Below are 23,400 nucleotides of genomic sequence, written 5' to 3'. Positions count from 1 at the left end.
TGTGCACGGCGGCCTGAGTGGCGGTCGCGCCCGGTTACAGAACGCAGTCAGGCCTGCAAATGCGCGGCCAACTCACGGGCGAAGGTGTGCACGGCGGCCTGGGTGGCGGTCGCGCCCGGCTGCAGGGTGATGCCGACCAGCAGGTTGCTCACTCGGAAGTAGAGGCTGGTGTCGCGGATGTACGCCTCGTCGGCCAGGTTGGGCAGTTCGGTGAACCCGAGCGGCGCGAACTCACGCAGCTTGGTGCTCGCGGCAGTGGGCGCATCGCCGCGGCTGGGGGTCACTACGGCGTACGAGATGGTGATCTCGGGTTGGCCGGCCTCCGGGAGGTACAGGCCGCAGCTGCTCTCGCCGTCCGGCTTGGCCACATAGGCGGCGCCCAGCCGGGGCAGGCTGGGCGTGACACTGGCGCAGGCCTCAGGTTCCGTACGGAAGCGCCCCTCGTCGTCAAACAAGCCCAGCAGGTAGGCGCTGAAGACGACGGCCACCACACCCACCACGGCCATCAGGGCGATCAGAGCACGACGGCGGCGAGGCGAGACGACAGGCTGGTCCACAGCGCGCCATCTTAGAGATCCCCGCCCTAGCGCCGCCCAGTGGACGCCTACGCCGCGCAGTTTCCCGCAGCAATTGACCGCTCATGTCCCCGGCGTGCAGCAATCGCCGGATTCCCTCACGCGCCGAGCGACAGAAACTGAGCGCTCATGTTCGCGACGCGCACCAACCGCCAGCCGCGCCGCGCGCTCTGTGGCAGAACTGAGCGCTCATGTTCGCGGCGTGCATAAACCGCCAGTCGCACCGCGCGTTTCCCGGCGTAACGTGGCCGCTCACGTCTGAGGCGTGCACCAACCGCCGGATCCGTCGCCCGCTCCCCAGCGGACTTTGACCGCTCCTATTCGCGGCGCGCATCAACCGCCAGTCGCGCCGCGCGTTTCCCGGCAGAACTTGGCCGCTCACGTCCGAGGCGTGCACCGCCGCCAGTTACGCCGCGGGCTCCTCAGCAGAACTGAGCGCTCATGTTCGTGGCGTGCATCAACCGCCAGTCGCGCGGGCCGTTTCCCGGCACAGCCTGGCCGCGCACATGCGTGGCGTGCATCCATTGATCGCCCACCGGGCAGTTCTGAGCGCTCATGTTCGTGGCGTTCCAGCAACCGCCCGTCGCGTCGCGCGCTTCGCGGCAGATCTGAGCGCCTATGTTCGTGGCGTGCATCTATCGATCGAGGACGCGAGACGGATCTGGCTGCGCGCGCAGCGGCTCGACACGTCGGAGCCGTTCGGGGCGGGACCGCAGGCGGTGGCGGCGGCCGTGCGGCATCTGGGGTACGTGCAGATCGACACCATTCACGTGATCGAACGCGCGCACCACCACATCCTGTTCAGCCGGATCCCGGGGTATCGCCGGGCCGACCTGCGGCAGGCGCAGAGCGTGGACAAGAGCGTCTTCGAGGTGTGGACCCATGCCCTGTCGTACGCGCCGTCGGAGGATATGCGGTTTTTCCTGCCACGCATGAAGGAGTTGCGGACCGGGCCGTGGCGCAGCTGGCACCGCAGTGCCACGCCGCAGGACGTGCGGCGGGTGGTGGCCCGGGTGCGCGAGTCGGGGCCGCTGACGATCCGCGACATCACCGACGACGTGCTGGTCGACAAGGACTGGCTGTGGGCCAGCCGGAAACCGTCCAAGCTGGCCCTGGAGATCGCCTTCGAGTGGGGGTTGCTCACCGTCAGCGAACGGGCCGGCATGCTCAAGACGTACGAGCTGATGGAGCGGCACTTCGGCTGGGCCACACCGCCGCGGCCGGCCACCGCGCGGCAGGCACTCGCGTACCGGCTCGACCGGGCGCTACGCGCGCAGGGGGTGGTCAGCCTGGCGTCGGTGTGTTTCCACGCGCCGAAGCTGAAGCCCGCCGTCCTGGCGCTGGTCAGCCAGCGCGTACGGCGTCGGCAGTTGAAGCCTCTGACGGTGGCCGGGGTCGAGCACTGGGCGACGCCGGAAACGCTCGACAACGCGCATCAAGCGACGGAAAACGTGCATGTGTTGTCGCCGTTCGACCCGTTGATCATCCAGCGGGACCGGCTCGAGCTGCTGTTCGGCTACAAGCACGTGTTCGAGGCGTACCTGCCGAAGGCCAAGCGCCAGTACGGCTACTTCGCGCTGCCGGTGCTCGTGGGTGACCGGATCGCCGCCGTGATCGACCTCAAGACCGACCGCGCCGCCGGCCGGCTGCTCGTGCAGCAATGGACGTGGGTGGACGACGGCGCTCAGCACAAAGACGCCATCGAGCAAGAGCTGACCCGCTTCGAACAGTTCCAGCTGGCCGTCACATAAACGAGCGCCGTCTCGTCCAGACGGCATGTACGCCGCCATCACGATCATCGCCGCGGTCTTCACCGGCAGCGCCGCCGTCACCTACCTGATCGGCCACGAGTACCCGAAGAAACAGGCCGACATCAAACGCATCCCGCGCACGTGGGTTCCGGTGCTGGGCCTGCTGCTGGCCGCCGGCACAATCGGCCTCCTGGCCGGTTTCGCCGTGCCCCTGCTCGGCGTGCTGGCCGCCGCCGGCGTGGTCCTGTACTTCATCGGCGCCCTGATCGCTCACCTGCGCGTCGGCTCCCGCAACCTGATCGGCCCCGTCGTCTTCTTCGCGACCGTGGTGGCCGCCCTGATCGTCAACGTGGCACATCTTGACTGATCGCACACCCCCCGCGATGCCGATTCGCGCACCTTCGCGCCCGGCCGATTGAGCGATCGCGCAACCCCGAACAGAACCGCGCAGTTCAAGTTCGCGCACCTTCGCGCCCGGCCGATCGAGCGATCGCGCAACCCCGAGCAGTTGAAGTTCGCGCACCTTCGCGCCCGGCCGATTGAGCGATCGCGCAACCGCGAGCAGAACCGTGCATTTACAGCAGGAGCGAACGTGCACACCCTGGCGCCTCAGCACCGAGGAGCAGGAACGCGCCACCTTGATGCCCGAAGGCGCCACTCGAGCGCGTCGGACGTTCTCGTCGAACGACCGTCTTATGCGATCGTCGGCGTGCGGACCAGCGGTCGAGTTCGGCTCAGACGTCGGATTCCAGGGCCAGGATGTTGCCGTCCGGGTCCCGCAACCACGCGAGGCGGCCGCCGCCGGCGCGTGGGGTGATGCCCCTCGCGTCGTGCTCGAGCCCGTCGTAACGGACGATCTCGACGCCCGCTGCGGTGAGCTCGTCGACCAGCTGATCCAGGTCGTCGACGTACCAAGTGACGAGGGTTGCCGGAGATCTGCCCGCCGTCGCCGACTGGTAGACGTTCAGAGCCGGCCGGCCGGCCGAGCCGTAGACGCGGCCGCCGTCGGGGATGGTGGCGCTCGGGCCGGACTGCAGCGCCCGCAACCCCAGCTTCCCTTCGTAGAACTCGACTGCCGTCGCGATGTCGGAGACGGCGATCGACGCTCTCAGCGGGAATCTGTCCAAAGGCACGAGTCATCGTTACCCCGGACACCGGGCGGCTACTCGCCCGGTTCCCTCAAGCAGGGCGACGCGCGAACAGCCGCCGGTACCAGCGGGTGGTCAACCCACTCGCGCCACCGCTGCTCACACCATTGCGGCCCCGGCAGCGTGGGGCCCGGAATCGCGAGCATCCGGCCCCCCGAAATCGATTCTGACGCGGACTATGTGATCAGCTTCGGTAGCCGTTCCTCCTGGAGCGACGGTGGCGGCGATGCGTCCGGCCAGTCGATCGGCGACGCTGAGGGCTCCTGGGGTGGCCGTCCGGTAGGTCGAAGCGCAGCGGATTCAATTGGTTCGTGACAGCTCGAGAACGCCCGGCCGGCGATTTCGACTACGAGCGGCACGGCGCGCGCTACGCATCCGTACGCCGGCCGGACCGGCGGATCGCGGCTCAGGTGCATGGGGCGCTCGGTGTCAGCCGAACTGTGCTCAACGTCGGGGCGGGCACCGGGTCGTACGAGCCGGCTGACCGTTACGTGTCGGCCGTCGAACCGTCGGCGGCCATGCGTGCTCAGCGTCCGGCCGCAGCGGCGCCGGCGATTGACGCTGCGGCGGAGCACCTGCCGTTCGACGACGACAGCTTCGACGCAGCCATGGCAGTGCTGACCGTGCACCAGTGGGGTGACGTGGATCGAGGGCTGCGCGAGATGCGGCGGGTGAGCCGCGGGCCGGTCATCGTGCTTACCCTCGACGCCCCGGCATTGCGGCAATTCTGGCTGGCCGACTACATCCCCGAAATCGTCGCCGTTGAGCAGGCGCGGTTCCCGACGCTGGATCAGGTGACAGGCGCCCTCGCCGACGGCAGCGCCGAGGTCCGCGTCGACGTGGTGCCCGTGCCCCGCGACTGCACCGACGGGTTCGGTGAAGCGTTCTACGCCCGCCCCGAAGCTTTCCTGCGCCCGGAGGTACGCGCCGCCACGTCCGGTCTGGTTCTGACCGACCCGGGCGCGGTTCAGCGGGGCCTTGCCCGTCTCGAGCGGGACCTGAGCAGCGGGGCCTGGGATCGGGCGTACGGGTACCTGCGCCGGCAGGCCGAACGCGAGGGCGCTTTGCGCCTGATCACCGCCGCCGCCTGAGCATCCTCACCGGGCCGACTCCGGTGAGCAGTTGGCCGCTGACGCCGGCCGAGCCATTGCTTGACGGCCATGACTCGATTCCCGCGGAGCCCCGGAGCCCCGGATTCGCGAACGTCCGCGATCGTGCGCGCAACGGCCGTCACGGCTGGACGCGCAGGCCGGCGATCAGCACCTCGACCATCTTGCGGGCGTCGTAGCGCACGTCGTGTTCGGCGCCGATGCACAAGTTGCCGACACCGCGCATCAGGGTGAGCGCTTCGACGTCGGTACGGATCTGGCCGGCTGTGGCGGCGGCGTCGATCAGCTGGGCGCACACCGGCACCAGGCGGTCGATGAAGTAGCTATGAAGGGCCTCGAAGCCGGCCTGGTCGGACTGCAGGACGGCGGCCAGGCCGTGCTTGGTGACCAGGAAGTCGACGAACAGGCCGATCCACCGGCCCAGGGCGGCGTACGGGGTGGAGCTCGACTCGAGCAGAGCGGGGCCGGCCGCCGCGCAGGCTTCCACCTGATGCCGGTACACGGCGATGATCAGGTCGGCCCGGGTGGGGAAGTGCCGGTAGATCGTGCCCATGCCGACGCCCGCTTTGGCCGCGATGTCGCGCACCGGCGCCTCGACCCCGGCCGCCACGAACACGGCCGCCGCCGCGTCCAGCAGCGACTCCTCGTTGCGCCGGGCATCCGCCCGCTTGCCCGCCACCTGCGCTCCTCCTCATGAAAGACCACCGCCAGGTCTTAGAACGACGCTCCGCTTACCAGCATGCCATGCGCAAGGCGACGCGTCGCGGGCCCCTTCGCCTGGGTCGGCGCCGACACTGCGTCAGAAATGAGCCGAGCGCATCGCACCCGGTAGGGGTGCAACTAGGGGGATCCAGCGCCCCATCGGGCTGGGGGCCGACGTCACCGTGCTCGACCTGAACATCGCCCGGCTGCGGCAGATCGACGCCCAGTTCGCATCGCCCGACGAACGCGCCCCGGAACTGGCGAGCGCCGCAGCCCATCGTCAGCGCGTCCGCCCTGCAGGCGGCGCCGGCTTCGAGTGCGGACGCGAGCGCTGAAGCGGCGACGCCGGCGCGTACGTCATGGTCGTCTGCCTCACAGCGGAAAACCTTGTCAATCGGAACAGTGCTCCGTATGTTTGCGGAGCAACGTTCCGATTAAGTGCGGGAGCAGCAAGTGAATACGATTGTCTCCGTCAAACCCCTTCGCCTCGGTGAGCTGCAGGTGCGCGTCACGGCGCCGGCTCAGAGCGCCACCGCCCTGCCCGTCGTCGTGTTCTCGCACGGCTTCGGCTGGTCGATGGACGGCTACGCGCCGCTCGCCGACCACTGGGCGTCCGCCGGCTTCCTCGTCGTGCAGCCGACCCACCTCGACTCGCGCACCGTCGGCCTCGCGCCGGACGACCCGCGTACGCCGCTCATCTGGCGCAGCCGCGCCGAGGACCTGACCCGGATCCTCGACCGCCTCGACGAGCTCACCGACCGCCCGCTCGACCACACCCGCATCGCCGTCGCCGGGCACTCGTGGGGCGCCCAGACGGCCAGCATGCTGCTCGGCGCCGGCGTCAACGGCCCCGGGAAGCCCGACCCTCGCGTCACCGCCGGCGTCCTGCTGGCCGTCCCGGGCCGGGGCGGGGCCGACCTCAGCCCGTTCGCCGTCGAGCACTTCGACTTCATGAACCCCGACTTCAGCACCATGACCACCCCGGCCCTGATCGTCGCCGGCGACCGCGACCAGTCGCTGCTCACCACGCGGGGACCGGACTGGTTCACCGACGCCTTCCACGACAGCCCAGGCCCGAAGACGCTGGTCACCCTGCCCGGCGCCGAGCACTCCCTCGGGGGCATCGTCGGCGCCGGTGTCGCCGAGACCACCGACGAGGACCCGGAGCGGGTCGCGCTCATCCAGCGGATCACCGTCGACTTCCTGAACGGGAAGCCCGTACCGGGGGAATCGAAGTGAAACCCACCTTCGGGATCATGACGGCGCCCATGAACGTCAGCTACGACGACGTTCTGCGGGTGTGGCGGGAGGCCGATGCGGTGGAGGCGATCGACCACGCCTGGGTGTTCGACCACCTCATGCCCATCGGCGGGGACCTCGACGGGCCGGTCCTGGAGGGCTGGACCCTGCTGGCCGCCCTGGCCGCGCAGACGACGCGGCTCGAGCTGGGCGTGCTGGTGACCAGCAACCGGTTCCGGCCACCGGCGATGCTCGCCAAGATCGCCACCACCGTCGACGTGATCGCGGGTGGGCGGCTGCAGTTCGGCATCGGCGTCGGATCGCGGCCGGACCATCCGCTCGGGCGGCGCGAGTACGACGCGCACGGCCTGCCGTTCGTGGCCACCGCCGACGCCGTGGCCGCCCTGGACGAGGCGTGCACGGTCATCAGAAAGCTCTGGACCGAGCCGGCGCCGTTCGACTACAAGGGGCTCACCGGGGCGTTCGGCAACCCCAAGCCCGTACGCGTGCCGCCCGTGCTGATCGGCGGGCGTTCCGCCGCCACCCTGCGCGTGGCGGCCCGGCACGCCGACATCTGGAACATCCCGGGCGGCGACCACGACGACGTGGTGAGCCGCAGCGCGCTGCTCGACCGCTACTGCGCCGAGATCGGCCGCGACCCGGCGCAGATCGTGCGCTCGGTGCACTTCGGTGTCGACTACGAGCGCCCGCAGGCGACCCGGGACGCGATCGCCCGCTCGCTGGACGCCGGGTTCCGCCATTTCGTGCTCAGCCCGCCCGCCCCGTACCCCGCCGAAGTGGCCCATTGGCTGGCTGACAGGATCATCCCCGGCGAGCGATAGTTGCAGGCAGGCAAGCGATGGGGGTGGGGCGGTGGAGTGGGCGGCGGCGCTGCACCGTCTCTGGGGCGCGGCCGTGACGATCGGCTCGCGCGAGCAGCTGGCCGAGCTGGTGCTGCCCCCGTTGCAGGAGTTGCCGGGCGTCCGGGCGGTATGGGGGCTGCGCCACGCCCCACGCGGTGACGGTGTCCTCGCGTACCGGTGGAAGGGTCTGCCCCTCACGAGTGACCTGCAGGAGCTGGCCGAGCGGCTGGCGCCCGGCCAGGCCGGCCCGGTGCAGGTGATCGACGCGACCGGCGAACTGCGCGAGTGCGGCGCCACACGGGTCGTGGCGGCCCGGTTCGAGCAGCCGGGCGAGGCCGGCGGAACCATCCTGGTCGCGGTGGACGACACGGCCGATGTCACGTTCGTCGGCCAGTGCCTGGCCCAGGTCGTCGAGGTCACGCACGAGGCCGTGCGGCGGCTGTCCGAGGTGCGCGGCGACCAGGAGCAGCAGGTGCGCGACGCGCTGCTGGCCGAGGCGTCGCTGCAGATGGACGCCGTCCTGGACACCGAGCAGACGATGTACCGGGTGCCGCGCATGGCCGTGCCCGCGATCGCCGAGGGCTGTCTGGTTTTCGTGTACGAGGACGGCAAGCCGGTGCTGCGCGGCGCCGTGCACGTCGACATGCGGCGGCTGGGCGCGCTGCTGCGCGACCCGGACGCGGTGCGGCAGCTGGCCGAGCCGGCCGAGTACGCCCTGGAGCTGCGCGCCCGGGGCCGGGTCATCGGGCGGCTGGTGTTCCTGTTCGACCGGCCCGCCGAGCGGATCCCCCCGCTGTCGTTCCTGCGCGACCTGGCCGCCCGGGCCGCCCTGGCCATCGACAACAGCACCCAGTACGAGCAGCGCCGGCAGGAGGTCATGCGGATGCAGCAGCACCTGCTGCCGACCCGGCTGCCCCGCCCCGCCGGCCTCGAACTGGCCGCCTCGTACACCGTCGGCGACCGGGTGCTCGAAGTCGGCGGCGACTTCTACGACGTGGTGGTGCGCGACGACGGCACGGTGGCCGCGCTGATCGGTGATGTGTGCGGGCGTGGCGTTGACGCGGCCGCGCTGACCGGCATGGCCCGGCACACCCTGGCCGCGCTGCTGCAGGAGGGGTCGTCGCCGCGGCGGGCCCTGACCCGGCTCAACTCGCGGCTGCGGCTGAACGGCTCGTGGCGGTTCATCACCGCCGCGGTGGCCCTGCTGACACCGCACGACAACGGCTGGGCCGTGGAGTGGACGTCGGCCGGCCATCCGGCCCCGGTGATCATGCGAGGCGGGTCGGACGCCGCAAGGGGCGCCGGGGGCGGCGTACCCCTGGGAATTCTCGATCTTCCGCAGCTGGGCTCCTCGACCCTTCGCATGGAACAAGGCGACACGCTGGTGATGTTCACCGACGGGCTGACCGAGAGCCGCGACGGCGACGGGCTCATGTTCGAGCAGGACGGGCTGGCCCGGGCCCTCGACCGGCTGCGCGACGCGCCGGTGCAGACGCTGGTGGACGACCTGAGCAGCAGCGCCGCTGCATCCGACGACATCGCCCTGCTGGCGATGAGGGTGAAGGAGAGCAGTGGAGACTGACCTGGTGCTGGTCGTGGAGGACTCCGACGAGGACATCGAGGCCATCGCCCGGGCGATCGGCCGCTCGCACCCCGACGTGCGGCTGGAGTTCCTGCGCTCCGGTTCCGGGGTGCTGCCCCGGCTGACCGCGGGCGGTCACGAACCGCCCGGCCTGGTGCTGCTCGATCTCAACATGCCCGGCGAGGGCGGCCTCGACGTGGTCCGGCAGGTCCGGGCGCGCGGCGAGTACGACGGTCTGCGTCTGGTGGTGTTCACTTCCTCGGAGAATCAGGCCGAGGCGGAGGCCTGCTACGCGGCCGGCGCCGACAGCTACATCTACAAGCCGATCAACTTCGCGTTGTTCCAGAGCGTGCTCGCACAGACTCTGGACTACTGGCGCTCCCGGGAACCGAACGTGACCCAGATCGTGGTGCCGCCGCCGGGGGAGTCCTCGGCCCAGGCCTGACCGCCGTGGCGCTCCGCGATCCGCCGCACGATCGCCAGCCCGGCCCCGGAGCCGTCCCGCGCCGCGTCGGGGTGCAGCCGCCGGAACAGCTGGAACGCCTGCTCGCGCAGGTGGGCCGGCATGCCGATGCCGTCGTCACGCACGTACAGGCCGCCGTCGGCCACCCCCACCTCGACCTGCCCGCCTTCGGGCCGGGAGTACTTGGCCGCGTTGACCAGCAGATTGACCAGCACCTGATCGAGCAGCAGCGGGTCGGCGTGCAGGAAGTCCGGCTTGGCGGTGACGGTCACCGACGCCTCGGCCAGGCGGGGGCCGGCCACGTCCAGCGCCCGCTCCACCGCCTCGGCCACCGGAACCGACGTCGCGCTGAGCGCCGCCCGCCCCAGCCGGGCGTAGGACAGCAGGGCGTTGAGCAGGGAATCCATCCGTGTGGCGAGCCGCTGGATGGATTTCAGCCGGCGCAGCGTCACGTCGTCGAGCCGCCCGGCGGCGTCCTCGGCGATGAAGGTCGAGGTGTTGGCGATGCCCCGCAGCGGTTCCTTGAGGTCGTGGGCGGCGGCGTGGGCGAACGCGTCCAGGTCGACGTTGAGCTCGGCCAGCTGCCGGGCGTGGACCACCGCCACGCCGGTGACCGCGCGGCCGAGTTCGACCGCCATCGCCAGGTCGGTGGTCGACCAGGGCATGCCGCGGCCGCGGACGGAGGCCAGGTAGACGGCGGTGGAGCCGCGCGGGGTCAGGCGTTCGCCGTGCGGTCCCAGCATCACCGGCGTCCGGGGGTCGGCCGCCCACCGCCGCGGCACGGTGCGCTCGCGGCGCAGCCACACGATGCAGTCGCCGCCCGTGCCGAAGGGCAGCACCAGCGCGCCCGGGTACAGCCCGGACATCTTCTCGGTGTACCAGATCTCCCCGGCCGGCGGGACGGTCACCTGGGCGGGCACCTCAGCGGTGTCGCCGGCCGAGGAGATGACCGCGTCGCCGGTGCGCACCAGGACGGCGTCGCAGTCGATGACCTGCTCGAGCCCGGCCGGGTCGAGCGACCAGCGCACCGGCACGTCGAGCGAGTACCGCTCGAGCAGTCGCGCTATCACCGTGCGGGAGCTCTCGCGGGCCGCCGCCTCGTCGCGTTCCCGCAGCGCGGCCAGGTGCAGCGACAGCGCCACACCGAAGAACTCGCAGGCGGCGCGGGTCTGCGGACTGAGCACCTTGGCCTCGCGGCCGTGGCAGGCGATCAGCCCCCACAGCCGGCCCTCGTCGAGCAGCGACACCGACATCGACGAGGTGACCCCGATGTTGCGCAGGTATTCCAGGTGGAACGGCGACACCGTGCGCAGCACCGACAGCGACAGGTCGAGCGCTTCGCCGTCGGGGTGCAGACGAGCCGTGGCGTCGTCGACGTCGGCGATGACCCGGATCCAGTTGCGCTCGTACAGCCGGCGGGCCTGCGGCGGGATGTCGGTGGCGGGGAACCACAGCCCCAGCCACGGTTCGCGGTCGTCGGCGACCTGTTCGGCGATGACCTCGCCGGGGCCGTCGGTCTCTTCGAACCGGTACGCGACGACCCGGTCGTAGCCGGTCAGCTCGCGGATCTCGCGGACGGCGGCCTGGCATGCCTCGACGACCGTGCCCGCCCGCTGCAGCCGGGCCAGGGCTTGGCGCACCGGCGCGTACAGGGTGCCGAAGTCGGGGGTGTCCGGGGCCGGTTCGAATTCGAGCACGACGTGGTCGCCGGAGCGGTGCACGGTGACGTCGAAGCGGCGCGGGCCGAGCTCGAGCGGCATCATCGCGGTCTGCCCGGCGTCGGTGTCCGCCAGCGACCACAGCGAGTCGCGGTGCTGGGCCCCGATCACCCGCTCGATCGGCGCGCCGTCCAGGTCGTCCAGGCCGAGCACGTCCTCCGCGTTCTCGCTGACCACCGCCACCCGGCCTTCGGCGACGGCCAGCAGGGCCCCGTACGACTGGATCCCGCCCAGCCGGTGAATGGGCTCACGGACGCAGGCCGTCAGGTCGAAGGTGGTGCCGGCTTCCCGCTCGGCCGCCGCGACACGTTCGGTCAGCCACTCGGTCATGCCCCCGACCCTATCCGGCGCTCAACCGGTCACCCGGACTGACCAGGCCGCTCTGGTAGGCCAGCACCACCAGCTGGGCCCGGTCGCGCACCCGCAGCTTGGCCATGGCCCGGTTGACGTGGGTCTTGGCGGTCAGCGGGGACAGGAACAGCCGGGCCGCGATCTCCTCGTTCGACAGGCCGTGCGCGACCAGCACGAAGATCTCGCGTTCGCGGTCGGTCAGCACGTCCAGAGCGGCCGAGGTGGCCGCGGGCTGGGCGGGCAGGCTGGTCAGGAACCGGCCGACCAGGGCCCGGGTGGCCGCCGGGGAGAGCAGCGCCTCGCCGGCGGCGACGACCCGGATGGCGGCCAGCAGGTCGGCCGGGGCGACGTTCTTGCCGACGAAGCCGCTGGCCCCGGCCTGCAGGGCCAGCACCACGTTGTCGTCGTCCTCGAAGGTGGTGACGACCAGGACGCGCACGCCGGCCAGGGCGTCGTCGGCGCTGATCCGGCGGGTGGCCTCCAGGCCGTCCAGCACCGGCATGCGGATGTCCATGAGCACGACGTCGGCCCGCAGCGCCCGGGCCTGCTCGATCGCCTCGCGGCCGTCGGCGGCCTCGGCCACCACCTGCATGCCCGGCTCGGCGTCGATGATCATCTTGAAGCCGGCGCGGATGAGCGCCTGGTCGTCGGCGAGCAGGACCCGGATGGTCACGGCGTGGGCTCCAGGGCGTCGTGGGTGGCGGTGGGCAGGGTGGCGAGCAGGCGGAACCGGCCGTCGGCGGTGGGCCCGGCGGTGACGGCGCCGCCGGCCGCGGCGGCGCGTTCGCGCATGCCGAGCAGGCCGAACCCGCCGTCGCCGCCGCGGCCGGCGATGCGGTTGACCACCTCGATGGTGACGGCGCCGGGTTCGTAGGTGACGGCCAGGTCGGCGTGGCCGTCGCCGTAGCGGTGGGCGTTGGTCAGGGCTTCCTGCGCGATCCGGTAGGCGGCCAGGTCGGCGATGGCCGGCAGCTCGCGCGCGTCGTCGGTCTGAGTGTGCCGCACCTGGAAGCCGGTGAGGCCGTCGAGCAGCTCGGGCAGCCGCGACAGGCCCGGGCTGGGCGTGGTGCGGCCGGTGTCGCCGGGTTCGCGCAGCACCCCGATCACCGACTTGATTTCGCGGAGCACGTTGTCGGAGGCCTGCCGGATCACCTCCAGCACCGGGCCGGCCTGCTCGGGGCGCTGCTCGATGACGTGCGCGGCCGCGCCGGCCTGCACGGTGATGACGGCGATGTGGTGGGCCACGACGTCGTGCAGCTCGCGGGCGATGCGCAGCCGTTCGTCCATGACGCGGCGGCGGGCCTCCTCCTCGCGGGTCTGCTCGGCCATGCGCAGCCGTTGCTTCATCTCGGCGTCGTACGCGCGGCGGTTGCGCACTGCCTCGCCGACCGCGCCGCCACCGCACGTCCACGCGTACAGGCCGAGCGAGTTGAGCGACCACCACTCGGCCGGGTCGGCGATCATGCCCACGGCGAACAGGAGCGTGGCGCAGCCCAGCCCGTACAGCCAGGGCCTTTTATGGGTGGTGCGCAGCGTGACCTCGTACATCAGGAAGCCCGTCAGCAACAGCAGCACCTGCGACGGGGCCTTGAGCACGACGGTCACCATGAACCCGGCCGTGACGACGGCCAGCGCCGGCACCGGCCAGCGGTGGCGGACCAGCACGGCCACGATGCCGGACGCGACGACGGCGACGAACCGGACCCAGCCGTACGGGAACTCGGCCGAGGCCGCGACGGCCACGACCAGCCCGACCGGCACCAGATCGCTCAGCCACCTCTTCACGCGCACACCACGACCGTATGCGGCCGCGCGGGCCGGCCACGTCATCCGGGCGCAGTAGGGCCGGTTACCGCGTCCGCGGTACGCCCGGTCTGCGCAAAGACGACGTGGGCAGCCGTGATCGCGAGGACCGTGAAGGGCATGGCTACGTTCCTCTACCGGCTCGGCCGGTTCTCGTTCCGACGCCGCTGGACGGTGCTGCTCGCCTGGGTGGCCGTGCTGGTCGCCGCCGTGGCGGGCATGGCGCTGCTGCAGAAGCCCACGACGACGTCATTCAGCATCCCGGGCACCCCCGCCCAGCAGACCATCGACCTGCTGGCCGAGCGGTTCCCGCAGGCCGCGGGGCAGACGTCGGCGGCCACGGCCCGGATCGTGTTCGCCGACCCGGGCGCGCAGAAGCTGAACAAGGCCTCGATGGACAAGACGATGCTCGCGCTCAAGAACGCGCCGCAGGTCGCCGCCGTCACCGATCCCAGCCCCAACGCTGACGGCACGGTCGCGTACGCGCAGGTCACCTTCACCGTCCCGGCGACCGACCTGTCGGACGACGCCCGCGAGAGCCTGTACGACATCATCCAGCAGGCCCGGTCCGAGGGGCTGACCGTGGAGGCGGGCGGCGACGCCGTGCAGGCCTCCGGGCACGCCCCGGTCGGCGAGGTGATCGGCCTGATCGTCGCCGCGCTGGTCCTGATCGTGACGTTCGGGTCGCTGGTGGCGGCCGGGTTGCCGCTGCTGACCGCGATCATCGGGGTGGCGCTGGGCTTCGCCGGGATCGGCATCGCCACCCACTTCACCGAGCTGTCCGGCACCACCTCGACGCTGGCCATGATGCTGGGCCTGGCCGTGGCCATCGACTACGCGCTGTTCATCGTGTCGCGCTACCGCGGTGAGCTGGCCGCCGGCCACGACCGGCAGGAGGCGGCCGGGCGTGCGGTGGGCACCGCGGGCAACGCCGTCGTGTTCGCCGGTCTCACTGTGATCATCGCGCTGGCCGGTCTGTCGGTGGTCGGGATCCCGTTCCTGACCCAGATGGGCGTGGCCGCCGCGGGCACGGTCGCGGTGGCCGTGGTGATCGCGCTGACCCTGCTGCCGGCGCTGCTCGGGTTCGCCGGTCAAAGGATTACTGCTTCCCGCGTACGCGATGAGCAGGACAAGCCCGCGCTCGGTGACCGCTGGGTCCGGGCCATCGCCCGCCGTCCGGTCGTGGCGCTGGTGGCCGCCGTCCTCGGTCTCGGCGTGATCGCCCTGCCGGCCACCGATCTGCGGCTCGGACTGCCGACCGACGGCAGCGCCGCCTCCGACACCACCCAGCGGCACGCGTACGACCTGCTCTCCGACGGGTTCGGGCCGGGCTTCAACGGGCCGTTGACCGTCGTCGCCGATCCCGGCACGTCGCTGGACGCGATCGAGGGGGTGGCCATGGTCGCCAACACCGTCACCAACGAGCGCGGCGACACGGCGATCATGACCATCATCCCGACGACCGGCCCCGAGGACGCGGCCACCGAAGACCTGGTACACCGGCTGCGCGCCACGGCCGGCGTCCTCGGTGTCACCGGAACCACCGCGCTCAACTCGGACATCAGCGAGAAGCTGGCCGACGCGCTGCTGCCCTACCTGGCCCTGGTCGTCGGGCTGGCGTTCGTGCTGCTGGCGCTGGTGTTCCGGTCGCTGCTGGTGCCGCTCAAGGCCACGCTCGGGTTCCTGCTGTCGGTGGCGGCCACGTTCGGCGCGCTGGTCGCGGTGTTCCAGTGGGGCTGGCTGGCCGCCATGTTCGGGATCAACCAGACCGGGCCGATCATCAGCTTCCTGCCGATCCTGCTCATCGGCATCGTGTTCGGTCTGGCCATGGACTACCAGGTGTTCCTGGTGACCCGCATGCGCGAGGACTTCGTGCACGGCGCGAGCCCGCGCGACGCGGTGATCAGCGGCTTCGGCCACGGCGCCCGGGTCGTCACCGCGGCCGCGCTGATCATGATGAGCGTGTTCTTCGGGTTCATGCTCGGCCCCGAGGCGATCATCAAGTCGGTCGGGTTCGGCTTGGGCATGGCCATCCTGTTCGACGCCGTGGTGGTGCGGATGATCCTGGTGCCGGCGGTGATGGTGCTGCTCGGCCGGTCGGCGTGGTGGCTGCCGCGCTGGCTCGACCGGGTGCTGCCCGACGTCGACATCGAAGGAGCTTCGCTCTCCCGGCGCCTCGACGACGCTCCCGTGGAGAAGGAACCGGCCATCGCGGCCTAACCGAGGGCGAACTCCTCCAGCGTCGACCAGGTCGCTCCCGGTTGGGGGCATCCGACGGCCAGGCGCATCGAGGTGACGCGGGCGTGGATGGGCAGATGTTCGGCCACCGCGCCCGCGGCCGCCTTCAGGTCGGCCGGGGAATGGTCGTGCCCGATCGTCAGGTGGGGCACGACCTCGTCGTACAGGCCGTCGTAGGGCCGGGCGGCCGGGAAGCGGGTGGTGACCGCCGCGGTCAGCGCCTGGAACGGGTGCGCCGGGTCGGGGGCCAGCCACACCACCCGCTCACCGAACCAGCCGACCTCGTTCAGGGCGCAGAAGAACGCGGGCACGCCGGCGGCGGCCTGCCGCAGCCCGGCCAGGACGTGCTCGTCGATCTGCTGCGGCGGCAGGAACGGGTAGCAGACGGTGATGTGCGCGGGCACTCCCCACGCGGCGGCCTGATCGAGGCGGTCGCGGTGGGCGGCCACGGCCGGCTCGGCCTCGGCGACGGCGACGATCAGCGCGCTGTGCGTGGGTTCCATCGCCGCATTGTGGTGGCCCGGGCCGCCCGGCGCCAGAGCCTGACACTGACGAATGTCATGCCCGGGCCGTGACGCGTAGCAGCCTCACCCCGCCGGGCGGCGGCCCACGATGAACGCATGACCCTCACCACCGCACTCGAAACCGCCGCGGTCGACCTGTCCGGCGTCGTCAAGCGCTACGGCGCGGTGACCGCCGTCGACGGGATCACGCTGAACATCCGCCCGGGCGAGGTGGTCGCGCTGCTCGGCCCCAACGGGGCCGGCAAGACCACCACCGTCGACATGCTGCTGGGACTGCAGAAACCCGACGAAGGCCGGGTCGAGGTGTACGGGCAGGCGCCGCACGACGCGGTCGCGCTCGGCCTCGTCTCGGCCGTCATGCAGACCGGCGGGCTGCTCAAGGACTACACCGTCGAGGAGACCGTCCGGCTGACCGCGGTGCTGTTCGGCAAGCCGCGCTCGGCCGTCGGCGAGGCCATCGACCGGGCCGGGCTCGCCGACGTGGCGGGCCGGCTGGTCGGCAAGTGCTCGGGCGGGCAGCAGCAGCGCCTGCGGTTCGCGATGGCCCTGCTGCCCGACCCCGAACTGCTGATCCTGGACGAACCCACGACCGGCATGGACGTGGCCGGGCGCCACGAGTTCTGGTCGGCCATCCGCGACGACGCGCGCCGCGGCCGTACGGTCATCTTCGCCACCCACTACCTGGAAGAGGCCGACGCGTACGCCGACCGGGTCGTGTTCGTCCGCCGGGGGCGCATCGTCGCCGACGGCACGTCGGCCGAGGTCAAGGCCCTGGCTTCGGGGCGTACGGTCCGGGCCACCCTGCCCGGCGCCTCCGAGACCTCGCTTCGTGATGTCCCGGGCGCCGACCGGGTCGAAGTGCGCGGCGACACCGTGTTCGTGCACGGCAACGACTCCGACGAGATCGCCCGCTACCTGCTCACCCGCACCGCGGCCCGGGACCTGGAGATCACCTCCCGGAACCTGGAGGACGCGTTCCTGGCCCTGACGGCCGACGAGGAGAACTGACCGATGACCGTCGCACTGGAATCGAGAAGCCTGCCGAAGTTCGGCGGGTTCAACCCCGGGATGATCGCGCTCGAGCTGCGCCGCATGCTGCGCAACCGCCGCACGGTGGTGTTCACCTTCATCATGCCGGCGGTGTTCTTCCTGCTGTTCGGCACCAGCAGCTCGTACAAGACCGAGCGCATCGGCGGGGGCAATCTCACCGGCTACATCCTGATCAGCATGGCCGTGTACGGGGCGATGCTGGCCACCACGTCCGGCGGCGCCATGGTGTCCGTCGAGCGGGCCGCCGGGTGGAGCCGGCAGCTGCGGCTGACCCCGCTGCGCCCGGCCGCCTACGTCGCCGTGAAACTGGTCCTGGCCATGATCATCGGCGCCGTGTCGGTGGCGGTCGCGTTCGTGGTCGGCGCGGTCGCGGGGGCGGAGCTGCCGGCCACGGCGTGGGTGTTCTGCGGGCTGCTGGCCTGGGTCTGCGCGCTCGTGTTCGCCGCGTTCGGGCTGTTCATGGGCTACCTGCTGCCGAGCGAGAACGTGATGCAGATCCTCGGGCCGGTGCTGGCCGTGCTCTCGTTCGCCGGCGGGTTGTTCGTGCCGCTCGACCAGTTCGGCGAGCCGTTCGCCACGATCGCGAAATTCACTCCGGTGTACGGGGTGGGTGAGATCGCGCGGTATCCGCTGACCCACGACGGCAACCTGTGGCTGGCCGTGCTGAACGTGGTGGTGTGGACGGCCCTGTTCGCGTGGGGCGCGATGTGGCGGTTCCGGCGGGACACCGCGCGCGTATGAACCGTAAGTTGCTCGGTATGACGCAGACGGCGACGGGCAGGCCACCGCGCTACGGGTGGGTGTTCGCCGCCGTCTGGCTGTTCTACCTCGGCGGCAACGTGCAGGCGTTGCTGGATCAGCCCGACATGTACTGGCGGGTGGCCGGGCTGACCTCGGTGGCCGCGTTCGCCGCCGGCTACCTGTTCCTGGTGGCCCGGGTCCGGCACATCCGCCGCGGTGTGCGCCCGCCCCGGCACGTCGTGCGCACCTGGCTCGGCATCGCGCTGCTGCTGGCCCTGTTCGCGTTGCAGGTGCCCGGGGCGGGCGACCACTCGCTGACCTGCCTGGTCTACATCGCCGCGCTGGCCATGGTGAACCTGCCCCTGGCCCAGGCCGCGCCGCTGGCCGTGGTGCTGTTCGCGGGGGCCGAGATCGCGCCGCGGGTGGTCGACGGCTGGGCCGACGGCGGGTACGGGCTGGCCGTGCTGCTGGGGTCGCTGGCGACGTACGGGATCCGGATGGCCGGGGAAAGGCAGAGGCGTCTGATGGCCGCGCAGCAGGAGCTCTCCGACCGGGCGGTGGCCGACGAACGGGCCCGGATCGCGGCCGACCTGCACGACATCCTCGGGCACTCGCTGACCGTGGTCACCGTGAAGGCCGAGCTGGCGCAGCGGCTGCTCGACTTCGACATCGAGAAGGCCCGCAAGGAACTGTCGGATCTGGAGGCCCTGGCCCGCGACGCCCTCAGCGACGTACGGACGACGGCCATGGGCGTACGCGGGATCTCGCTGCCGGGTGAGATCGCGGTCGCCCGCGAAGCGCTGACGGCGGCCAACATCGAGGCCGAGCTGCCGGGGGCGGCCGACGAGGTGCCTACCCGTAACCGGGAGCTGTTCGCCTGGACGATCCGGGAGGCGGTGACCAACGTGGTCCGGCACAGCGGGGCGCGGCATGTGCGGGTGCAGCTGACGCCGGACTGCGTCGAGATCGTCGACGACGGCGTCGGTGGTTCGTGCAGCGGCGGGCAGGGGTTGCCGGGTCTGCGGCGGCGGGCCGAGGGGCTGGGTGGCCGCCTGATCGCGGGCGCCCGTGAGGATGCGCCGGGTTTCCGGGTACGAGTGGAGGTGCCGGCGTGAGGAAGCAGATGGCCTTGGGTGCGGGCGTGATCGAGTTGCTGCTCGCCTTCCGGCGCGCCTGGTCGCTGCTCGCCTTCCGGCGCGGCTGGTCGTTGCCCGCCTTCCGGCGCGGCTGGTCGTTGCCCGCCTTCCGGCGCGGCTGGGAGGGGCTGAGATGATCAAGTTGTTGCTCGCGGATGACCAGGCGCTGGTGCGCGGGGCGATGGCCGCGTTGCTCGACATGGAGCCTGACCTGAAGGTGGTGGCCGAGGTCGGGCGGGGCGACGAGGTGGTCGCGGCCGCGCAAGCCACCGAGCCCGACGTGGCGCTGCTCGACGTGGAGATGCCCGGGCTCGACGGCGTGGCTGCGGCCCGGGCGCTGCAGCAGGCCATGCCCGGCGTACGGGTGCTGATGGTGACGACGTTCGGGCGGGCCGGCTATTTGCGGCAGGCGATGGCGGCGGGGGCCGGTGGCTTCATCGTCAAGGACACCCCGGCCCGGCAGCTCGCGGACGCCGTACGAAGGGTGCATGAAGGCCTTCGAGTGGTGGACCCCGGACTGGCGGCGCAGTCTCTGGCGCAGGGGGATTCGCCATTGACCGAGCGCGAGACCGACGTGCTGCGGGCGGCCCGGGACGGCGGGACGGTCGCGGACATCGCCCGGAAGCTGCACCTGTCGGAAGGCACTGTGCGCAACCATCTGTCGTCGGCGATCGGGAAGACCGGGGCTCGGACGCGCGCGGAGGCCGTACGGCTGGCCGTGGAGAACGGCTGGCTGCTCACTTGAGAATTCCCCTGACAGTGCAACCGAGCGGCAACCCTGTGTAACCGGATCCTGCACCCGGCGCCCAGAAAAGTTCCCTCCTGTCAGCAACGACGGAGGGGGAACCACCATGATCGAGACTCTGGTCCGCGAGAACATGGCGCTGGTCGGCCACATGGTGCGCGAGATGCTGTTCAAGGTTCCGCCGCACGTGCACCGCGACGACCTGGCCTCGGCCGGCTACGCCGCGCTGGTCACCGCCGCGAAGGCGTTCGACCCGACCCGGGGCATCCCGTTCGGCAAGTTCGCCGCCATGCGGGTGCGCGGCGCCCTGCTCGACGAGCTGCGCGGCCTCGACTGGGCCAGCCGGTCGGTGCGGGCCCGCGCCCGCCGCGCCGAGCAGGCCCGCCAGGAGCTGACCGCCCAGCTGGGCCGCACCCCCACCGACACCGAACTGGCCGAGCTGCTGGGCGTGGCCGTCGGCGAGCTGGCCTCGGTGCAGGACGACGTGCAGCGCGCGGCCGTGCTGTCGCTGCAGGGCTTCCAGGCCGGCGCGGCCGAGGAGATGGTGGCCGAGCCCGCCCTCAACCCGGAGGAGATGCTGCTGCACCGCGAGCGCATCGGCTACCTGCACGACGCCGTGGCCGTGCTGCCCGAGCGCCTGCGGTTCGTGGTCGAGGAGTCCTACCTGCGCGAGCGTCCCCTGGCCGAGGTGGCCGCCGCCCTGGAGGTGACCGAGTCCCGCGTGTCGCAGCTGCGCACCGAGGCCCTGGCCCTGCTCAAGGACGGCCTGACCACCCACCTGGACCAGCAGCAGTCCGCCCCGGCGAAGGACGGCTGCGTGGCCCGCCGCCGCGCCCTCTACACCGCCAAGATCGCCGCCCGCACCACGATGGCGTCCCGCCTCGGCGCCACCGACGTCCAGGGCCTCGCCGTAGCCGCCTGACACACGCCGGCCGCCTCAGGCCATCGGCGAACTGAGCGCGCCCGCTTCTGGTCGCCGCCGCACGCCCATAGTTGTCGCGCCCTGCCGGGCCCCGGTGATCCGGCCCCTTCGCTGCCGCGCGGCCAAGGGCGTCGCGCTTTATCGGGCGCCGGCTCAGGCGGCGGTGACCAAGTTCCTGCGTCGCCGTGCGCCACGGGCGATATCGGGTGGCAGTGACCGGGCCTTTTTACCGTCGCGCGGCCACGGGCGTCGGCTTATCGGGCGGCGGCCCAGGCGGCGGCGACCAGGTCCATGATCTCGTCGACCGCGGCCGCGGGGTCGGGGGCGTCGCGGGCCAGGGGGAACACGCCGAGCGCGTAGCGGGCCAGGGCCTTGTCGGTGGTGACGGGCTCGGTGTGGCCGCGGTCGGCGGCGATGGCCACGGCCAAAGCGTCGGCGTGGCGCTGCCACATCCTCGTCTCGTACTCCCGCAGGTCTTCCGAGCTGTCGACCAGGCGCCAGAACGCGACGGACTGTTCGCCGGTGAGGTCATGGACCATCGCGTGCAGCTCGTCGCGCAGAGCCTCCGCGGCACTCCATCGGGCGCCGCGGCCGGTGACGGCTTGCACCAGCCTGTCCTGCAGGCCCTGGTCACGGTCGAAGACGAGCGCTTCTTTCGACGGGAAATGCGCGAACACAGTCGTGACAGCGACGTCGGCTGCTTGGGCCACCTCGCGGATGCCGACTGCGTCGTAGCCGCGCTCGAGAAACATGCTCAGCGCCGTGTTGGCGATGGCCTGGCGGGTGGCCGCCTTCTTCCGTTCCCGGCGGCTCGTCTGCTGCTCGCTCACCCGTTCACCCTATCAGTATCGAACTCATATCCGTTGCAAATTCCTAACCGTTAGCGTTATCGTCGGAGGCATGAAGACCTCCCTGCGCTCGGCCTGGGTAGCCCTGGCCGGCCTGTCGGCGGTGTTCCTGTTCGAGATGCTCGACAACTCGATCCTGAACGTCGCCCTCCCCACCATCGGCCGCGAGCTGCACGCCTCCACCACCGCGCTGCAGTGGGTGACCGGCGCCTATTCGGTCGTGTTCGGCGGCCTGATGCTGGTGTTCGGCGCCGTCGCCGACCGGGCCGGCCGCCGCCGCGTCATGCTCGTCGGCCTCACCCTGCTGGGCCTGGCCTCCTTGGCCACGGCTTCTGTCACCACAGCCGAGCAGCTGATCGCCGTCCGCGCGGTCATGGGCGTCGCCGCCGCGATGACCACGCCCGGCTCCATCGCGCTCGCGTTCCGCCTGTTCGACGACGACACCTTGCGCGTACGCGCGATGACGCTCATCTCGACCGTCGGCCTGGTCGGCCTGGCCGTCGGCCCGACCGCCGGCGGCTTCGTCCTGGCCGTCGCCCCCTGGCAGGCCCTGCTGCTGGTCAACGTGCCGATCGCCGCCCTGGCCATAGCCGGCATCCGCTCCGGCATCGACGCCGACGACCCGGCCGACCTGCACCGCGACCCCATCGACATCCCCGGCGCCGTCCTCGGCACGGCAACGATCGTCCTGGCTCTGGTCGCTCCCACCCTGTTCGTCGAGGAGGGCACCCACTCCTGGGCGCCCTGGACAGCCACCGGCGCCGCCGTAGTCGCCGCCGTCTTGTTCGTGGTGCGCGAGCGCTCAGCCCGGCACCCGCTGCTAGACCTGCGCTTGGTGGCCCGCCCGCTCGTGTCGGCCGGCCTCGCCTACAAGGCCGCGACCGGCTTGGCCGTGGCCGGCATGGGCTACCTGGTAACCCTGCAGTTCCAGCTCGACTGGGGCTGGCCGCCAGCGCTGGCCGCCGCCGGCATGCTGCCCCAGGTGGTCGTCCTCGTCTTCGCCGGCCCGTTCGTCAACCGCTTCGTCGAACGCGTGGGCCTGGACCGCGCCGCCTGGCTCAGCTCCGCCGCCGTGGTCGCCGGCCTGGCCGTCTACGCCCTGCTCGGCCGCTTCAACTACGTCTGGGTAGCCCTGTCCCTCTCCTTGGTAGCCGCCGCCATCCGAGTGGTAGGCGCCGTGGCCGGCGTCAACGTCTTGCGCGGCCTCCCCAAGAACCGCACCTCGATCGGCGCCGCCCTGGTCGACACCGCCAGCGAAGTAACCTCGGGCGCCGGCATCGCCATCGCCGGCACCATGCTGGCCGCCCTGTTCACCGGCTCGATCGCCACCACCACCTGGACCACCCACCAGCACACCGAGTTCCACCAGGCCGTAACCCTGGCCGGCCTCCTGCTAACCGTGCTGGCCGCCGCCCTGGTCACCTGGGCCATGCTCCGCACCCGCAACGCCACCCCCACCACAACCGAGCCCACCGAGGCCGTCACCAGCCACGCCTGACGAGACGCCGGTGCCGGCTCCGCATTCAGGCGGCCGCCGATGCACGCGTGTGCCAGGTGCGTCCGCCGCCGACAAGCACCCGCACCTGCCCGAGCGGATCGCAACACACACGTCTGAGCAACGCTCGCTGTCACCGGCATCTCGGTCAGCGGTCAGCCAGCCACGCCTGACAAGACGCCGGTGCCCCCTCAGGGAAGAGGGCGGCGGCCGGTGGCACGCGTGTGCCAGTGGCGTCCGCCGCCGACGAGCATCCGCGCCTGCGGAGCGGGCCTCAAGCGTCCCTGGAGCCGAGCACCGCTCACTGTCGGGCGGCATCCCGGTCAGCGCTCATGTTGACTGAATCAATATTGACGTCAATATTTACGCCATCCAGTTGTGCACCAACCGGCCGGCG

At 71.5% G+C, this 23,400-nt stretch carries 25 protein-coding genes; 16 read left to right on the top strand and 9 right to left on the bottom strand.

Features of this window, described 5'->3' with window-relative positions:
• Positions 1-47: 47 nt before the first annotated feature.
• Both OWR29_RS35790 and OWR29_RS35785 read right to left on the bottom strand, forming a co-directional pair.
• Complete coding sequence (locus tag OWR29_RS35790) at positions 48-557, bottom strand: hypothetical protein (RefSeq protein ID WP_267567919.1); 510 nt, start codon at positions 555-557, stop codon at positions 48-50.
• Positions 558-997: 440 nt separating this feature from the next.
• Positions 998-1,210, bottom strand: a complete 213-nt coding sequence (locus tag OWR29_RS35785; RefSeq protein ID WP_267567918.1) for a hypothetical protein — start codon at positions 1,208-1,210, stop codon at positions 998-1,000.
• Between OWR29_RS35785 and OWR29_RS35780 the strand changes: the two genes are divergently transcribed.
• Both OWR29_RS35780 and OWR29_RS35775 read left to right on the top strand, forming a co-directional pair.
• Positions 1,205-2,326, top strand: a complete 1,122-nt coding sequence (locus OWR29_RS35780) for a winged helix-turn-helix domain-containing protein (protein WP_267567917.1) — start codon at positions 1,205-1,207, stop codon at positions 2,324-2,326. The genes OWR29_RS35785 and OWR29_RS35780 overlap by 6 nt on opposite strands.
• A gap of 25 nt (positions 2,327-2,351) precedes the next feature.
• Positions 2,352-2,693, top strand: a complete 342-nt coding sequence (locus OWR29_RS35775) for a DoxX family protein (RefSeq protein WP_267567916.1) — start codon at positions 2,352-2,354, stop codon at positions 2,691-2,693.
• A 367-nt stretch (positions 2,694-3,060) separates the two neighbouring features.
• Here the strand turns inward: OWR29_RS35775 and OWR29_RS35770 are convergent, their stop codons facing one another.
• Positions 3,061-3,459 carry a VOC family protein gene (locus OWR29_RS35770; protein ID WP_267567915.1) on the bottom strand — a complete coding sequence of 133 codons (399 nt, stop codon included), beginning with the start codon at positions 3,457-3,459 and terminating at the stop codon, positions 3,061-3,063.
• 326 nt (positions 3,460-3,785) lie between these two features.
• Here OWR29_RS35770 and OWR29_RS35765 point away from each other — a divergent pair, with 326 nt between their 5' ends.
• A complete protein-coding gene (locus tag OWR29_RS35765) occupies positions 3,786-4,565 on the top strand; it encodes a class I SAM-dependent methyltransferase (protein WP_267567914.1) in 780 nt (259 codons plus the stop codon).
• A 139-nt stretch (positions 4,566-4,704) separates the two neighbouring features.
• Here OWR29_RS35765 and OWR29_RS35760 read toward each other — a convergent pair whose 3' ends face one another.
• Complete coding sequence (locus OWR29_RS35760; RefSeq protein WP_267567913.1) at positions 4,705-5,262, bottom strand: TetR/AcrR family transcriptional regulator; 558 nt, start codon at positions 5,260-5,262, stop codon at positions 4,705-4,707.
• Between the two features lie 205 nt (positions 5,263-5,467).
• Between OWR29_RS35760 and OWR29_RS35755 the strand changes: the two genes are divergently transcribed.
• From OWR29_RS35755 to OWR29_RS35735, 5 genes are all read left to right on the top strand, one after another.
• On the top strand, positions 5,468-5,620 hold the full coding sequence (locus OWR29_RS35755; RefSeq protein WP_267567912.1) for a hypothetical protein: 153 nt from the start codon (positions 5,468-5,470) through the stop codon (positions 5,618-5,620).
• Positions 5,621-5,738: 118 nt separating this feature from the next.
• Positions 5,739-6,524 (top strand): alpha/beta hydrolase family protein, encoded by a 786-nt coding sequence (locus OWR29_RS35750; RefSeq protein ID WP_267567911.1) that lies wholly within the window; start codon positions 5,739-5,741, stop codon positions 6,522-6,524.
• A 17-nt stretch (positions 6,525-6,541) separates the two neighbouring features.
• Positions 6,542-7,366 carry an LLM class flavin-dependent oxidoreductase gene (locus tag OWR29_RS35745; RefSeq protein ID WP_267567910.1) on the top strand — a complete coding sequence of 275 codons (825 nt, stop codon included), beginning with the start codon at positions 6,542-6,544 and terminating at the stop codon, positions 7,364-7,366.
• A gap of 31 nt (positions 7,367-7,397) precedes the next feature.
• Complete coding sequence (locus OWR29_RS35740; protein WP_267567909.1) at positions 7,398-8,969, top strand: PP2C family protein-serine/threonine phosphatase; 1,572 nt, start codon at positions 7,398-7,400, stop codon at positions 8,967-8,969.
• A complete protein-coding gene (locus tag OWR29_RS35735) occupies positions 8,959-9,414 on the top strand; it encodes a response regulator (protein WP_267567908.1) in 456 nt (151 codons plus the stop codon). Before OWR29_RS35740 ends, OWR29_RS35735 begins: the two co-directional genes overlap by 11 nt.
• Here the strand turns inward: OWR29_RS35735 and OWR29_RS35730 are convergent.
• From OWR29_RS35730 to OWR29_RS35720, 3 genes are read right to left on the bottom strand one after another with little or no spacing between them, the layout of a single operon-like run.
• On the bottom strand, positions 9,339-11,480 hold the full coding sequence (locus OWR29_RS35730; protein ID WP_267567907.1) for an ATP-binding protein: 2,142 nt from the start codon (positions 11,478-11,480) through the stop codon (positions 9,339-9,341). The genes OWR29_RS35735 and OWR29_RS35730 overlap by 76 nt on opposite strands.
• Before the next feature lie 10 nt (positions 11,481-11,490).
• Positions 11,491-12,174, bottom strand: a complete 684-nt coding sequence (locus tag OWR29_RS35725; protein ID WP_267567906.1) for a response regulator — start codon at positions 12,172-12,174, stop codon at positions 11,491-11,493.
• Positions 12,171-13,292, bottom strand: coding sequence for a sensor histidine kinase (locus OWR29_RS35720; protein ID WP_267567905.1), 1,122 nt, complete (start codon positions 13,290-13,292; stop codon positions 12,171-12,173). The genes OWR29_RS35725 and OWR29_RS35720 overlap by 4 nt, the downstream gene beginning before the upstream one ends.
• A gap of 132 nt (positions 13,293-13,424) precedes the next feature.
• Here OWR29_RS35720 and OWR29_RS35715 point away from each other — a divergent pair, with 132 nt between their 5' ends.
• Positions 13,425-15,524 (top strand): MMPL family transporter, encoded by a 2,100-nt coding sequence (locus tag OWR29_RS35715; RefSeq protein WP_267567904.1) that lies wholly within the window; start codon positions 13,425-13,427, stop codon positions 15,522-15,524.
• On the opposite strand, the gene OWR29_RS35710 is transcribed toward OWR29_RS35715, so the two are convergent.
• Positions 15,521-16,045, bottom strand: a complete 525-nt coding sequence (locus OWR29_RS35710) for a 2'-5' RNA ligase family protein (RefSeq protein WP_267567903.1) — start codon at positions 16,043-16,045, stop codon at positions 15,521-15,523. The two genes, OWR29_RS35715 and OWR29_RS35710, sit on opposite strands and share 4 nt — an antisense overlap.
• Before the next feature lie 117 nt (positions 16,046-16,162).
• Between OWR29_RS35710 and OWR29_RS35705 the strand changes: the two genes are divergently transcribed.
• The 6 genes from OWR29_RS35705 (at position 16,163) to OWR29_RS35680 (ending at position 20,660) form a co-directional block, all read left to right on the top strand.
• Positions 16,163-17,074 (top strand): ABC transporter ATP-binding protein, encoded by a 912-nt coding sequence (locus OWR29_RS35705; RefSeq protein WP_267567902.1) that lies wholly within the window; start codon positions 16,163-16,165, stop codon positions 17,072-17,074.
• A 3-nt stretch (positions 17,075-17,077) separates the two neighbouring features.
• Positions 17,078-17,857 (top strand): ABC transporter permease, encoded by a 780-nt coding sequence (locus OWR29_RS35700; protein ID WP_267567901.1) that lies wholly within the window; start codon positions 17,078-17,080, stop codon positions 17,855-17,857.
• 17 nt (positions 17,858-17,874) lie between these two features.
• A complete protein-coding gene (locus tag OWR29_RS35695; protein WP_267567900.1) occupies positions 17,875-18,972 on the top strand; it encodes a sensor histidine kinase in 1,098 nt (365 codons plus the stop codon).
• The gene (locus OWR29_RS35690) at positions 18,969-19,130 is read left to right on the top strand and encodes a hypothetical protein (RefSeq protein ID WP_267567899.1); all 162 of its coding nucleotides are present in this window, start codon (positions 18,969-18,971) and stop codon (positions 19,128-19,130) included. Before OWR29_RS35695 ends, OWR29_RS35690 begins: the two co-directional genes overlap by 4 nt.
• Positions 19,127-19,738 (top strand): response regulator transcription factor, encoded by a 612-nt coding sequence (locus tag OWR29_RS35685; protein ID WP_267567898.1) that lies wholly within the window; start codon positions 19,127-19,129, stop codon positions 19,736-19,738. The genes OWR29_RS35690 and OWR29_RS35685 overlap by 4 nt, the downstream gene beginning before the upstream one ends.
• A 106-nt stretch (positions 19,739-19,844) precedes the next feature.
• Positions 19,845-20,660 carry a sigma-70 family RNA polymerase sigma factor gene (locus OWR29_RS35680; protein ID WP_267567897.1) on the top strand — a complete coding sequence of 272 codons (816 nt, stop codon included), beginning with the start codon at positions 19,845-19,847 and terminating at the stop codon, positions 20,658-20,660.
• 254 nt (positions 20,661-20,914) lie between these two features.
• Here OWR29_RS35680 and OWR29_RS35675 read toward each other — a convergent pair whose 3' ends face one another.
• Positions 20,915-21,490, bottom strand: coding sequence for a TetR/AcrR family transcriptional regulator (locus OWR29_RS35675; protein ID WP_267567896.1), 576 nt, complete (start codon positions 21,488-21,490; stop codon positions 20,915-20,917).
• A gap of 70 nt (positions 21,491-21,560) precedes the next feature.
• On the opposite strand from OWR29_RS35675, the gene OWR29_RS35670 reads away from it, so the two are divergent.
• Positions 21,561-23,006, top strand: coding sequence for an MFS transporter (locus OWR29_RS35670; RefSeq protein WP_267567895.1), 1,446 nt, complete (start codon positions 21,561-21,563; stop codon positions 23,004-23,006).
• Positions 23,007-23,400 lie beyond the last annotated feature (394 nt).

The sequence above is a fragment of the Paractinoplanes pyxinae genome (assembly GCF_026626335.1).
Taxonomy (GTDB): domain Bacteria; phylum Actinomycetota; class Actinomycetes; order Mycobacteriales; family Micromonosporaceae; genus Actinoplanes; species Actinoplanes pyxinae.
This window is presented reverse-complemented; position numbering and strand designations above follow the sequence as displayed.